Genomic DNA, 13326 nt, shown 5'->3' on the forward strand with positions numbered 1-13326 from the left:
TAATTCAGATAATGATATCACAAAAAAAAGCAGCACTAAGCCGACTAAAAATGTCGCGGAAAAATCTGCTCTAACGATTGCCATATCTAAAAACACAAAAATACTTGCGCTCTTTGCCATCGCTTGTACTTTTGCTGTAGGTTTAGTCAGTGAACTCACTAAAGAACGCATAAAGCAACAAGAGCAAAAATATTTATTAAAGACCTTACATAGCATTATTGAGCCGAGTCGCTATGACAATGACATCGCCAATGACTGTATTAAGATCAGTGCTCCTGAGCTAGGCATAAATAAAGTCCACACGGCTTATATCGCTAGAAAAGCCGGACAAGTGATTGCGGTGGCCATGACCAGTACTGCACCAAAAGGCTACAATGGCAACATTGATTTTATTATGGCGATCAACAATGACGGCAGTGTCAGTGGTGTTCGAGTACTCAAACACCAAGAAACCCCTGGTTTAGGTGACAAAATTGAAATTAGAAAAAGTAACTGGATTACCAGTTTTACCGGTAAACGCATGCTGTCAGAAGACGATAGCCGCTGGGCGGTAAGTAAAGATAATGGTATGTTCGATCAATTTACCGGAGCGACCATTACCCCACGTGCCATAGTAGACGGGGTTAAAAACACCCTAATTTACTTTACTAAAAATAAAGCAAGTTTATTAGCTCGCCCAAATGCTTGTGGCGAAGATAAACTAAAATCAACATCGACCCCCATAAAGCATGAGGCTGAAAATGAGCAATGATATAGCCCCACAAAACAGTAAGGCAGCGGATATTGCTGACGACCTTGATGAGCAGGAAAAAGCGGCTGAAAAATCACAAGCCGCAGCGGCTCTTAAAGCAGAATATAAAGAGTTAGCCCTACAAGGGTTATGGAAAAATAACCCTGGTTTAGTACAACTACTTGGTTTGTGTCCTTTGCTGGCAGTAACGTCAACTGTGACTAATGCCCTTGGTCTTGGCTTGGCGACACTGCTGGTACTTGTTTGTTCAAATGTCACTGTATCGGCCATTCGTCATTGGGTACCTAAAGAAATTCGTATACCTATTTTTGTTTTGATCATTGCCGCTTTTGTCACCTGTGTGCAATTGCTGATGAATGCCTATGCCTATGGTATTTACCAATCTTTAGGCATATTTTTACCGTTAATTGTCACTAACTGCGCCATTATTGGTCGAGCTGAAGCTTATGCGTCAAAAAACCCGGTTAAACAATCCGCTTTTGATGGACTTATGATGGGGCTAGGCTTCGCCATTATATTAATTATATTAGGTGTAGTAAGAGAAATACTAGGGCAAGGTACCCTCTTTGATGGCGCGGACTTATTACTAGGTGACTGGGCAAGTGTACTTCGAATTGAAGTGATGCAACTTGATAGTCAGTTCTTACTTGCGATTCTACCACCCGGAGCCTTTATCGCCATGGGTTTTTTAATTGCACTTAAAAACACCATTGATAGTCAGATAAAAGCTAAAAAAGTGGCGGATACCGACCTGGTTATTGAACGAGTACGGGTAAATTTTGACTCTTAACGCCAATATTATTAAAGAGCCATTAATAAAAAATAATGAATAACAAAGCATTTAGCCGCCAAGACAGTAAAGAAAAATAGAGAAGAGCAAAGTCATGAATAAAGAGAAACGCTTAGAAATGTTAACGCGGCTGCGTGATGAGAATCCAGAGCCAACGACAGAATTAAACTTTTCTAGCCCGTTTGAACTGCTTATTGCCGTATTACTCTCGGCACAAGCAACGGATGTTAGTGTCAATAAAGCCACGGATAAGCTCTACCCTGTTGCCAATACCCCACAAGCCATTTTAGACCTGGGCCTTGAGGGTTTTAAAGGCTATATCAAAACCATTGGTTTGTTTAATACCAAAGCAAAAAACACCCTTAAAACCTGTCAGATGTTAGTGGACTTACACGGTGGTGAAGTACCCGAAAATAGAGCCGCATTAGAAGCATTACCAGGGGTAGGTCGAAAAACGGCGAATGTGGTATTAAATACCGCCTTTGGCTGGCTAAAAGATAATGAAGGGAAATATTTTTTAGCTGTCGATACCCATATATATCGGCTTGCTAACCGAACTAAATATGCTCCAGGTAAAAATGTTGACCAGGTTGAAGCCAATATAATAAAACTAACACCAAGAAAAACAGAATTTATGTTTAACTTACATCATTGGTTCATCTTGCATGGTCGTTATATATGTACCGCGAAAAAACCTAAATGTGGCGCTTGTATCATTGAAGATTTATGTGAGTTTAAAGAAAAAACCGAGTAGCTAGACATACTCCCCTCTGATTTATCCTTTTTATAACCAGCTAGGGGTTTATTAATACTCAGTCTAGCTCTCCTTTCGGTTTGGTATACTGCCAATCAAATATATTCAAAACGTCTAGTGCCATTTTTACCTCACCTATACCCGTTACCATTCAAAGTGCTCGATTTCAGTGGGTATTAAAAGGGCTTTAGGCAAGGGAAATAATTGAAGCATAGTCATTCTATGGTTTAATTAGTTAACGCGGTATACCCAAGCGACTTCAATATACTCGTTTGTGGACACCTGAGCGACTCATGATCAAGGCGCGTATTTTATTCATGCTTGTGCAGGAGCATATTCTCCTGAACAACCATTATTTCATCACAGCGCCTTGAATTGAAATTGCTCAAGCACTCTGAAACATGCATCTTGAATGGTAACGGGTATAGTTGCCTTATTAATAGGTATGGCGTGACATAAAAGCATAATAAAAAAACAAAATAGCACACCTAAGGGCTGATTTAAGTAAGCTGCAGCAACGCTGAAGGTGTATAGTAGCGTCAGTATTTTTAACTAGATAGACCAACAATATGCCCGAATACTACCTTCATAGCATAAATGCCCAACAGGCGCTGGAGGCCATAGCCCAAGGACTATCCTGCGTCAGGCTATCCACTGATCTGAACCTTTCAGAACGGGATTTTTCCTTAGGTGATCAGGGCCTAGTGCTCGACCAAGACAATCAGCTGTCCATTGAGCAACTTAAAAAAATCGTCAAGAAGACACAGAGGATCTACCTCTGTCGCGATGGCGATATGACCCCACTTGAAGACCGCAGCTCTGGCTACTACAAGCTTGTTCCCACAGCTGGTGCACCTCTGCTAGAAATTAGTGGTGTCAAGATGCACATATCTAAGGGAACCGACCCCTTTGTCAGTGCCTCTGAGATGGCTCAACAGGCGGTACGTAAGGGTGATAAGGTATTGGACTGCTGCAGCGGGCTGGGTTATGCGGCCATAGCTGCCCTTCGACTAGGTGCAAGCGAGGTGCTTAGCATCGAACTGAGCCGTGAAGTAATGGGGCTGCGCGCACAGAACCCTTGGTCAAAAGATTTGGCCCTAGAGGGAATTGTGCAACGTCAGGGCAATAGCTTTGAGCTTATAACTACAATGCCGGCAACTTCCTTCGATTCGGTCATTCATGATCCACCGCGTTTTTCCCTCGCTGGAGAACTTTATAGTGAAGAGTTCTACCGGCAGATTTTCCGAGTACTGCATCGGCACGGACGGCTTTTTCATTACACTGGCAATCCACACGTAGTAAAGAAAGGCAGCAGTTTTGTCGATGGTGTCATCCGACGGCTCAAAGCGGCAGGCTTCAAGCGTGTGGTAAAAGTAGAACATTTGATGGGAGTCAGTGCACAGAAATAATAGTATAAAAGGGCGCGGTAACATTATTACTGATACTTAGTTCTACTGGTATCTGCCCCCTTTACAACGAACAATACAGGGTGAATAAAGCCACTGAACTACCGAGTACTCAACACACTTTTTATAAGGGAATATTATGGAAGTTAAAATATTTACTAAAATTTTACGAGCTAAAATAGGTTTTCTGCCTAAATCTGATGTCGCAACCGATCATGGTTTAGAGGGTGAAATTAATCTTTGGTTAGCCACACAGCCAAATATCAAAGTTCAGAATATCACTCAATCACAAAGTGGTGGTTCCTTTCAGCCAGTAACCATAGTGGTCAGTATTTGGTATAACTAAAGCGAATACAATGAAAATAATGGAGAGAAAAGCCTTAACCGCCTCTATGTCACGGATTAAAATGTCAAAATATTTTGCAAAAATCAGGTTGTTTATGACACAACGCGAAGTGACTAATTATGTAAAACCACCCGTAAATGCTGCTTGTTTTTTGGTGTGACTTAGTGATGATTTAGAAGCCAGAGAGCAACGTGTTATACAAGCAGGAGGCATTATCAGCCAAGCTTTTTTTCTTTCCCCGGCGGACGTCGTTTTCATGTTACTGAGCCCAGTGGTAACGAATTAGCTGTTTGCTCACCGCTTAAGGCATATATTGCCTATTTACCTTTATTAATAGGTAAGGAGCTGCTGGTCCATTCATTAAAATCACCGCTTAAATGATCTAACTGACTAAAACCATTTTTTACTAATACTTGCTTGGCTATTTCTGCTCGTCTACCTGAACGGCAATATATGACAATTTGGCTGTTTTTAGCACCAGACAGCTCGGCTAAGCGGGCCTCAAGCTCTTTATGTGGGATATTAACTGCATCAGCAATATGACCGGAGAGGAATTCTTCTACGGTTCTCACATCAAGTAATATGACTTGCTGGTCGCTTTGCATCACTTGCAATAATTGCACTTGGCTAATATCTTTGGCCGTTACTTGCGTTGGGCCTATTAATGCCACAGCCAATAACATCATAGAAATATATTTAATCACAGGTGAGTTCTTCATGTTGTTGCCTTCTTTATCAGATAGTCTTTGATTAGGTATTTGTTTATTCAGTATAACTCTAGGGTAAATTACCTATTTTATTTTCATGACTCGATTATTATTACTAAACATCATAATGATAGCCCCTAGCAACGCACTTGCGCCTGCCATCATAAAAGCGGTACCCGCGCCTAAGCCATCTAACCATATTATACCGGTAAAATAAGCACCAATAGCGCCACCAACGCCATAAACACCGCCTAAATAGATGCCCTGCCCGCGACTTTGCTCTGTTTTACTAAAGTGCGCAGAGATAAATTGCATGCTGGCACAATGATAAATAGCAAAGCTCGCCGCATGGCTTAATTGAATCACTCCAAGCCATAACACTGAGCCAGCCACTTCTGGCATTAAAAACCATCGTAAGGCGGTAATCGCTAAACTAAAGACCAGTAAGCTAGTTAAAGCGAAACGTTTAAACAGCTTGCCCATATAAATAAAGGCAATGACTTCAGCAACAACGCCCATAGATATAAATAAGCCAATCGCTAAACCAGAGTAATGAAAGTCACGTAAAAATAGTGCAAAAAATCCATAATAGGGCGCAAAACTAATTTGTAATAATAAACCGGCAATGAAAAAGCACATAAAATGCCTGTCCATGAGTTTAGGCAAAATGGCGCCCTGTTTGTTCACCTTATCTTTAACAGCGGTTACTGTCTTTAACGGTGTTAACATTAAGGTACTAACAAACAAACCAGCCAATATTACCATGCCAATACCGGTAAAGCTTTGATAGCCAAAAACACTCATTACCTCGCCGGCGATGATTGCTAACGCAATAAAACCCAAACTACCCCATAAACGCACTCGGGCATATATTTTATTGCTGTGCCGCAAAGACGTTAAGGTATGTACTTCCAGTTGCGGTAAAATAGCGGTCCAAAATAAAGTAAAAAGAGCCAAACAAAAGGTAATTGGCCAATAATGATTAAGCCAAAACAGTAAGCTAAAACTCAGTAGCGCTAAAAAGGCACCCAATCGAATAATAAACAACGGCTTGGCGGTTTTATCTGCCAGCATTGCCCACAAACTAGGGGCGACGATTTTTGTCGCGGTGATAATGGCAAGAATTTCACCTACTTGCCGGGAGTTAAAGCCCTTACCATCGAGGTATATTGATAAAAAAGGTGAGATTAGGCCAAGTAAGGCAAAATAAAAAAAGTAATTTGATGATAATCGCACAAACATCATCTTAAAAAGTGCCAAGCTAGTGAGCCTTATAATGAGTGATAACTAATAGATAGCTGATTGATAGTTGAGTATTAACCGATTAACATCTTGGTGATAATCGGTTAATAAATATAGTGAATTATCTAAAAGAAGATTGAGGGTGTTTTATCATAAGATTACCCTCAATCGCTGCTCTTACTTGCTCAACTATAGTATTGCCATATTAGGCTTCAATGTCTGGAGTGCTACATTGCACATCAGCATTTTGTCCACGGTGACGTAAAAAATGATCCATCAACGTCAGTGCTAACATTGCCTCAGCAATAGGCACAGCGCGAATACCGACACAGGGATCATGACGACCTTTAGTAATGATCTCCGTCGCTTTGCCTGTTAAATCAACTGTTTTACCACTTATACCAATACTTGAGGTCGGTTTAAGTGCTAAATGAGCAATGATCTGCTGCCCTGATGAAATCCCGCCAAGAATACCACCGGCGTGATTGCTTGAAAAACCTTCTGGTGTCAGCTCATCTCTATGCTCTGAGCCTCTTTGATTTACCACGGAAAAACCATCACCTACTTCAACACCTTTTACCGCATTGATACTCATTAAGCCATGGGCAATATCCGCATCTAAACGGTCGAAGATGGGTTCACCTAAGCCGACAGGAACATTAGTCGCCACCACAGTGACTTTAGCACCAATAGAGTCTTTCGCTTTAATAATGGTCCTAAGGTACTCACCAAGTTGTTCAAGCTTAGTATTATCCGCAAAGAAAAATGGGTTTTCTTCGACGCTTTGCCAATCAACCAAATTAACATCAAACGGTGTGCCATTAGGACCACTGGCGACAATATCACCAATTTGCGTGACACAAGCTTTAATGGTCATGCCAAATTTTTCAGCTAAATATTTTTTTGCTATGGCGCCAGCCGCAACACGCATAGCGGTTTCTCGGGCAGAAGAGCGACCACCACCACGATAATCTCGTAAGCCGTATTTTTGCCAGTAGGTATAATCTGCATGGCCTGGGCGGAAGCTTTGGGCAATGTTGCCATAGTCTTTTGAGCGTTGGTCGGTATTTTCAATCATTAAACCAATGGGTGTGCCGGTGGTTTTTCCTTCAAATACACCAGAGAGAATTTTGACTTCATCGGCTTCTCTACGTGCGGTAGTGTAACGTGAGGTGCCTGGACGGCGTCGGTCTAAATCGATTTGTAAATCAGCCTCAGATAACTCAAGCCCTGGCGGACAACCATCAATAATTGCGCCTAGACCTAAACCATGACTTTCGCCAAATGATGTCACTGTGAATAATTTTCCGAAGGTATTACCTGACATTAAACATTACCGCCTATTAATTTATTGTTAGAATTTTGACTATTACTCTAGCGTTTATTGTGACTATTATTTTATTTATTCAGTGCTTTACTGCTGATTTATTACTCAGCTATAACAGCGCCAGTAAATAATTTTGCATGTTTTTCTAACTGTGCTTTTTTTAACATAAACACCCCGTGACCACCACGCTCAAAGCTTAACCACGTAAAATCCACCTCAGGGTAGAGTGCTTCAACATGATATTGTGAGTTACCTACTTCACAAATGAGTATGCCATCATCATTGAGGTGCTGAGCACTCTCCGCCAATATTACTCGCACAATATCTAAGCCATCGTCACCACAGCCTAAGCCCATTTCTGGTTCATGGGTAAACTCCGTCGGCAGGCTATCAATATCTTCTTGATCAACATAAGGCGGATTAGTGACAATTAAATCATACCTTTGGCCAACAACCCCAGAGAAAACATCAGATTGAATTGGCATAACTTGTGCACTTAAACCATGGTTTTCAATATTCATTTGGGCAACATCTAACGCATCAAGCGATAAATCAACGGCATCAACTTGTGCCTCGGGAAAATAACTGGCGCAAGCAATGGCAATACAACCACTGCCAGTACACAAGTCTAATACCTTTTGTGGCGGATTTTTCTCACTAAAATAGGGTTCAAAGTGTTTTTCAATCAGTTCAGCAATAGGTGACCGTGGCACTAAAACACGTTCATCAACGTAAAAAGGTAATTTCGCAAAGTAAGCAAGATTGGTGATGTAGGCCACAGGTTTCTGAGTATCAATGCGTTGTTGGAAAAAGGCCAAGATGTCCTGTTTTTCTTGCTTGAGTAGACGACAGTTCATCACATCTTCACTCATTTCCTTAGGCAAGGAGATGGCAAACATCACTAAGGTAAAGGCTTCACTTAAGGCATTGTCATTGCCATGGCCATAAAAAAGTTCAGCTTGATTAAACAAACTGGCTCCATAACGACAATAATCTGCAATGGTATGTAGTTGCTCGGTGATGTCTTCGAAATCGGTACTGCTCACATTATTTTCCTTATCTGGTATTTCTCCCGAAATGTCTTCATGGAGATTTCTATATATTGCCTACCAGGCACTCTGGCTGTTGGTAAAAACCGCTTTAATGCCTAGGTTTGAGCTATTTTTTATCACAGTTATCTTACTTTGCTATTACGGTCTCGATGACGCCATATCAAGATTAATTGATATGTATTGATACTAAAATGTTTTACACTGCGCGGATGAATAACAAAGCCTTAAAAACCAAACTCTCGACCATAAAAGCTAAGCTGCGTGCGCAAAGTATCAAGCAGCAAAAAAAAACGGCTGAGTCGTTAAATAAAGTCGCGGAGTCAGCTAAAGAAGTGCCAAGTGACCAGCAAATTTTTGCTGATGTTGTCAGCCAAGTTAAGCCGTTAATCAACGACAAGGTTCGGTTAGTAAAAAGTGGCCACAAGTCTAACACTTCCCTAAAAAATGACCAAGGGCATAACAAGGCAAATCAAGCCATTGCACAATTTCATTTTTCCGATGAATTTGAGCCTAACTTAAATAAGCAAGGCCCGATGAAATATGTTCGTGAGGGTGTCGATAGCTTTGAAGTGAAAAACCTACGCCGCGGCCATTACCAACCCGACTTAATCCTTGATTTACACGGCTTAGATCAACACCAAGCGAAAAAAGAACTAGCGGCTCTGCTCTTTGCCTGTCAAAAAGAACACGCTCAATGTGTCTGCATCGTTCATGGCATAGGCTCACATATTTTAAAAAACAAGGTGCCACATTGGTTAGTACAACACCCCGATGTCATGGCTTTTCACCAAGCACCTTTAGAATGGGGTGGTAATGGTGCCTTACTCGCCTTAATTGAATTAAAAGATAAATTTAATCGCGACTAAAACTCTGTTGAAAAACTTACCTGAAAACTCACCCGTCAAACTTAAGCCTTCAATAGGCAAACTATACTAGGCTATTTTCACCATACGGCATGCGTCTAGTTAACATAGGTCTAATGGCGACACCATGGCGAGCAACTGGCCCTGCATAGCGTCAATATCATAATCTATATGAGCAATACCAGCAGTGGCGAAAATGGGGGTATTATTCGAGTGCGTTAGCTGGGCCACTAAGTAGCTAACTAAAGGCATATGAGCAATAATTAATAGGCTTTCATCCTGCAGCTTTACTACCTGCCCTTGCTCACTACACCAGCCATCAATAAAGTCATGTACTTGTTTAGCATCACCTTCAGGGGTAATAAAATCTAGGGTGGTAATAGCCGTTTGCATCATAGCCGTTGTTATAGCACAGGTTTGCTGAGCCCTAACATAGGGGCTAACAAAAACCTGCCTTGGCTTGATTTTCATTTTGTGCAACCAAGTCGCCATCATTTTTGCTTCTAGCTTACCTTCTGTGGTTAACGCTCTTTGACTGTCATCACGACTGCCCTGCTCAACAAAATTTTTAGCTTCACCATGGCGCATTATAAAAAGTTGCATTAATTCTCCCGCCCGTTATTTAATAGATAACTTGACAGATTATGTTCGCGGATAAATTCAATTTTTAGCTTTTATATCAATTTTATTAGCTAAAGTATTGAGTCTGAGTTATTTTTGCGGCTATAGTAATAGAAATGAACTCGCTTTAGTAACAACAGTTAAGAATAAATTAACTTTTTTATTCCTTCAATAGCAATCTGTATAAGAAAGTGTTCACTTAGCGAGAGTTTAAATGCTTATAGGCAAGGCTTTGATTGTAGATAATGGTATTTCCCTGATCAAAATCAATAACGTAGCGTATAAGCCTTTAAAACTCGCCCTTGGGAATGCATGGACACCATGATAACTTATCAAAATGAGTAAAATAGGGCACGACTATAACGTTACACATTTTGTTTGTTCTAATGTCGTTCTAAGTGTTCACTTCTTTATGCAGAGTGGTATTCAGTAATTAAGAAATTACTTTATCTCCCTGTTAATTTCATAAGCTATCCAATTCTCGTTATACGCTTTGCAGTTTAAAGTGTTCTTAGGAGCCTTAGTGTTGAAGCAAAGTCCCAATGATTTTAAACAATATCAAGCCATTACTCTAAACAATGGTTTACGAGTACTACTTATCCACAATGATGATACCGCTAAATCGGCGGCGGCATTAGCGGTAAACGTCGGTCATTTTAATGATCCCAAAGATAGGCAAGGTTTAGCACATTTTTTAGAACACATGCTTTTTTTAGGGACTAAAAATTTCCCTGATGGTAGTGAATATCAAAAATTCATTAGTCAACATGGTGGCAATCATAATGCTTGGACTGGCACTGAACATACCTGTTTTTTCTTCGATATCACCGCGACACACTTCACCGCAGCCCTAGAGCGTTTTAGTGAGTTTTTTATCGCGCCTTTATTATCCGATGACTTTGTTATTAAAGAACGCGAAAATATTGATGCCGAATTCACCTTAAAGTTAAAAGATGACATCAGACGTTTATATGATGTTCACAAAGATACGGTTAACCCTAAGCACCCTTTTTCGCAGTTTTCTGTTGGTAACCTTGATACCTTAGCCGATCGAGACGGTGACAATATTAGCCAAGAAATACGAGCCTTTTTCCACCACTATTATCGTGCTCAGTACATGACCTTGGCCTTGGAAGGTCCGCAAAGCTTGATCAAGCTGAAAGACCTTGCTGAGCAACTTTTTGGTGGGGTAAAAGCAGCCGACACTGCGCTGCCTAAAATTGAACAACCTTTGTATTTACCGTCACAGCAAAAAATTAAAATTGATGTCTGCCCAGTAAAAAATGATCACCAGCTAATTATTAGTTTTGCCATGGAAAGTATTGACCAATATTATCAAGACAAACCTGAGTCGATACTGGCCTATTTATTAGGTCATGAAGGTGAAGGCAGTGTTTTGTCCTTGCTCAAAAAGCATCAATGGGCCTTATCATTGACTGCTGGCTCAGGTATTAATGGCTCGAATTTTAAAGACTTTAATATCAGCATTGCCTTAACTGAATTAGGTGAAGCCCACCTTAATGCAGTGGTCGATATAGTATTTGCTTATATTGCCTTGCTAAAACATAGCGAAATAGCAGTACACTACTATCAAGAAAAACAGAAAATCAGTAAGTTAGCCTTTATTTATCATGAAAAAATGCGTCCACTAGATAGCGTTAGTCAACTCGTCATCAACATGCAGTATTACCCAGAAGAAGATTATATTTTTGGTGATTATGTTATGTCGGGTATGTCGCAAGCGAACATAAAAAAATTACTCTGCTATTTAAGCGTCGATAATATGCGACTGATGCATATTAGCAAGAAAAATAATTTTTCCAAACATAGCTTTTGGTACCAAGTGCCTTACCATGTTAGCCCAATCGCTGAGCAACAATTAGCCTCTTGGCGAGCTATTGCAGCAACAAATAGTGCCCATATTCAGGGCTTATATTTACCTAAGGCCAATCCTTACATTGTTGAAACGCCCACTATTTACCCCAGTGAGCCCCTTATTGAAACGATTGTAGCCAAGACAAATATTCCTGAAAAAATCATCAATAAAAATGGTTTAGTGGCTTGGTATAAACAAGACAGGACCTTCAAAGTACCCAAGGGTTACTTATATATAGGTATCGACTCACCTTTTGTTGTTGCCAGCATAGCCAATATTGCCATGACACGTTTATTTGTCGATTTATATACAGATACTGTCATTGAAGAGAACTATGATGCCGAGTTAGCGGGTATTCATTATCATTTGTACGCTCATCAAGGTGGTGTTACCGTACAATTATCAGGCTATAGTGAAAATCAGCATTTGCTCTTAAACAAATTGTTACAGCGATTGAAAAATCATCAAGTGAGCGAGGCACATTTTAATTTACTACAGCAACAGCTGATAGAACATTGGCAAAACAGTGATAAAAGTAAATCAATATCACAGCTATTTGCTACCTTAAGCTCAGTAATGCAACCCAATAACCCGGCAAGTAAAGTCTTAGCACAAGCGCTTAGTCAGGTAAGCTTTAGTCAATACCAGCGCTTTAGTGTACAACTGTTTGAACAAGTAACTATAGAGGTGCTCATTCATGGCAACTGGCTGCTTGAACATGCACAACAATTATGCCAGAGCATTGAGCAGGCTTTCCACGGCAAGGTTAATAAAAGTCATGCCATAAAATGCCCAGTAACCGATATATCAACTAAAGAAACGCTACTCGTACCTATTAGCTTACCTGATCACGATCATGCTAGTGTCATCTATACTGCCTTTGAGCATAAAGACGATAACACTGTTGCCCTTGCTATGATCACTAGCCATATATTATCACCGTTATTTTTTCAACAAATGCGTACAGAAAAACAATATGGCTATTTAGTTGGTGTTGGTTATGTGCCTATCAATTGCTATCCCGGTATTGCTTTTTATATCCAGTCGCCCCATTGTGATGCCTTTACCTTAGCACAAGCCATGGATGAATTTATCAGTGACAGTATTAGCGTACTCAATGATATTGGCACGGAGCAGTGGCAACATTTGCTACAGGGCTTAGCCAGTCAATTACAAGAAAAAGATCATAATTTACGTATTAAAAGCCAACGCTTTTGGGCCGCAATTTGTAATAAAGATGAAGCATTTCAGCAAAAAGAAAAATTACTGCAGGCAGTGCTAGATTTAACCTTAGCCCAGGTAAAAAACTTTGTAGAAACAAGCTTAGTCAGTGCTTGTCAGCCCGATAGGTTTATTCTATATTCCGAAAGTGATTTGCTGGCACAGGCGAAAAAGCCCAAAGGCGAAACAATCACGGATATTGATGCGTTTATTCAAACGAGTCCGACAAAATTCTAACCGGCTATAGCAGCATAATCACCTGATTACTCGCGAATACCTAGAGCATAACAAGCAAATAAAAAAGGCTGTTGGGTAAAATTGAACCATTACGTTCAAAAATACTCAACAGCCTTTTAGTTGCTTAAAACAG

12 protein-coding genes and 1 pseudogene are annotated in these 13326 nt (G+C 40.4%); 8 read left to right on the plus strand and 5 right to left on the minus strand.

The window, feature by feature from the left end; genetic code table 11:
• The first annotated feature begins 82 nt into the window (after window positions 1-82).
• The 6 genes and pseudogenes from rsxG to ASU03_RS21930 all read left to right on the plus strand — a co-directional run.
• Window positions 83-751, plus strand: coding sequence for an electron transport complex subunit RsxG (gene rsxG / locus ASU03_RS10315; RefSeq protein ID WP_057832236.1), 669 nt, complete (start codon window positions 83-85; stop codon window positions 749-751).
• Window positions 741-1541, plus strand: a complete 801-nt coding sequence (locus tag ASU03_RS10320) for an electron transport complex subunit E (RefSeq protein ID WP_057831753.1) — start codon at window positions 741-743, stop codon at window positions 1539-1541. The genes rsxG and ASU03_RS10320 overlap by 11 nt, the downstream gene beginning before the upstream one ends.
• A 94-nt stretch (window positions 1542-1635) precedes the next feature.
• A complete protein-coding gene (gene nth, locus ASU03_RS10325; protein WP_057831754.1) occupies window positions 1636-2295 on the plus strand; it encodes an endonuclease III in 660 nt (219 codons plus the stop codon).
• A 569-nt stretch (window positions 2296-2864) separates the two neighbouring features.
• Window positions 2865-3704 (plus strand): class I SAM-dependent methyltransferase, encoded by an 840-nt coding sequence (locus ASU03_RS10330; protein WP_057831755.1) that lies wholly within the window; start codon window positions 2865-2867, stop codon window positions 3702-3704.
• 136 nt (window positions 3705-3840) lie between these two features.
• Window positions 3841-4047: a hypothetical protein gene (locus ASU03_RS10335; protein WP_057831756.1), complete on the plus strand. Its 207-nt coding sequence runs from the start codon at window positions 3841-3843 to the stop codon at window positions 4045-4047.
• A gap of 163 nt (window positions 4048-4210) precedes the next feature.
• Window positions 4211-4344: pseudogene (locus tag ASU03_RS21930) on the plus strand (VOC family protein); the annotation flags it as partial.
• Window positions 4345-4364: 20 nt separating this feature from the next.
• Here ASU03_RS21930 and ASU03_RS10340 read toward each other — a convergent pair.
• From ASU03_RS10340 to prmB, 4 genes are all read right to left on the minus strand, one after another.
• Window positions 4365-4766 carry a rhodanese-like domain-containing protein gene (locus tag ASU03_RS10340; protein ID WP_057831757.1) on the minus strand — a complete coding sequence of 134 codons (402 nt, stop codon included), beginning with the start codon at window positions 4764-4766 and terminating at the stop codon, window positions 4365-4367.
• Window positions 4767-4838: 72 nt separating this feature from the next.
• Window positions 4839-5996: an MFS transporter gene (locus tag ASU03_RS10345; RefSeq protein ID WP_231731579.1), complete on the minus strand. Its 1158-nt coding sequence runs from the start codon at window positions 5994-5996 to the stop codon at window positions 4839-4841.
• A 205-nt stretch (window positions 5997-6201) separates the two neighbouring features.
• Window positions 6202-7323 carry a chorismate synthase gene (aroC, locus tag ASU03_RS10350; RefSeq protein ID WP_057831759.1) on the minus strand — a complete coding sequence of 374 codons (1122 nt, stop codon included), beginning with the start codon at window positions 7321-7323 and terminating at the stop codon, window positions 6202-6204.
• A gap of 101 nt (window positions 7324-7424) precedes the next feature.
• Window positions 7425-8369, minus strand: coding sequence for a 50S ribosomal protein L3 N(5)-glutamine methyltransferase (prmB, locus tag ASU03_RS10355; protein ID WP_057831760.1), 945 nt, complete (start codon window positions 8367-8369; stop codon window positions 7425-7427).
• A gap of 197 nt (window positions 8370-8566) precedes the next feature.
• Here prmB and smrB point away from each other — a divergent pair, with 197 nt between their 5' ends.
• Window positions 8567-9241 (plus strand): endonuclease SmrB, encoded by a 675-nt coding sequence (gene smrB / locus ASU03_RS10360; RefSeq protein WP_197411240.1) that lies wholly within the window; start codon window positions 8567-8569, stop codon window positions 9239-9241.
• A gap of 99 nt (window positions 9242-9340) precedes the next feature.
• Here smrB and sixA read toward each other — a convergent pair whose 3' ends face one another.
• On the minus strand, window positions 9341-9841 hold the full coding sequence (sixA, locus tag ASU03_RS10365) for a phosphohistidine phosphatase SixA (RefSeq protein ID WP_057831761.1): 501 nt from the start codon (window positions 9839-9841) through the stop codon (window positions 9341-9343).
• Window positions 9842-10382: 541 nt separating this feature from the next.
• Here sixA and ASU03_RS10370 point away from each other — a divergent pair.
• Window positions 10383-13193: an insulinase family protein gene (locus ASU03_RS10370; RefSeq protein WP_057831762.1), complete on the plus strand. Its 2811-nt coding sequence runs from the start codon at window positions 10383-10385 to the stop codon at window positions 13191-13193.
• Window positions 13194-13326: the final 133 nt, after the last annotated feature.

The sequence above is a fragment of the Colwellia sp. TT2012 genome, from assembly GCF_001440345.1.
In the GTDB taxonomy this organism is placed as follows: Bacteria; Pseudomonadota; Gammaproteobacteria; order Enterobacterales; family Alteromonadaceae; genus Colwellia.

Excerpts from the sequence above, each read along its gene's own strand:
- ASU03_RS10320 (WP_057831753.1), top strand. The coding sequence starts at position 741 with ATGAGCAATGATATAGCCCCACAAAACAGTAAGGCAGCGGATATTGCT.
- ASU03_RS10340 (WP_057831757.1), bottom strand. The coding sequence starts at position 4,766 with ATGAAGAACTCACCTGTGATTAAATATATTTCTATGATGTTATTGGCT.
- ASU03_RS10335 (WP_057831756.1), top strand. The coding sequence starts at position 3,841 with ATGGAAGTTAAAATATTTACTAAAATTTTACGAGCTAAAATAGGTTTT.
- aroC (WP_057831759.1), bottom strand. The coding sequence starts at position 7,323 with ATGTCAGGTAATACCTTCGGAAAATTATTCACAGTGACATCATTTGGC.
- nth (WP_057831754.1), top strand. The coding sequence starts at position 1,636 with ATGAATAAAGAGAAACGCTTAGAAATGTTAACGCGGCTGCGTGATGAG.
- sixA (WP_057831761.1), bottom strand. The coding sequence starts at position 9,841 with ATGCAACTTTTTATAATGCGCCATGGTGAAGCTAAAAATTTTGTTGAG.
- ASU03_RS10330 (WP_057831755.1), top strand. The coding sequence starts at position 2,865 with ATGCCCGAATACTACCTTCATAGCATAAATGCCCAACAGGCGCTGGAG.
- ASU03_RS10345 (WP_231731579.1), bottom strand. The coding sequence starts at position 5,996 with ATGTTTGTGCGATTATCATCAAATTACTTTTTTTATTTTGCCTTACTT.
- smrB (WP_197411240.1), top strand. The coding sequence starts at position 8,567 with ATGTTTTACACTGCGCGGATGAATAACAAAGCCTTAAAAACCAAACTC.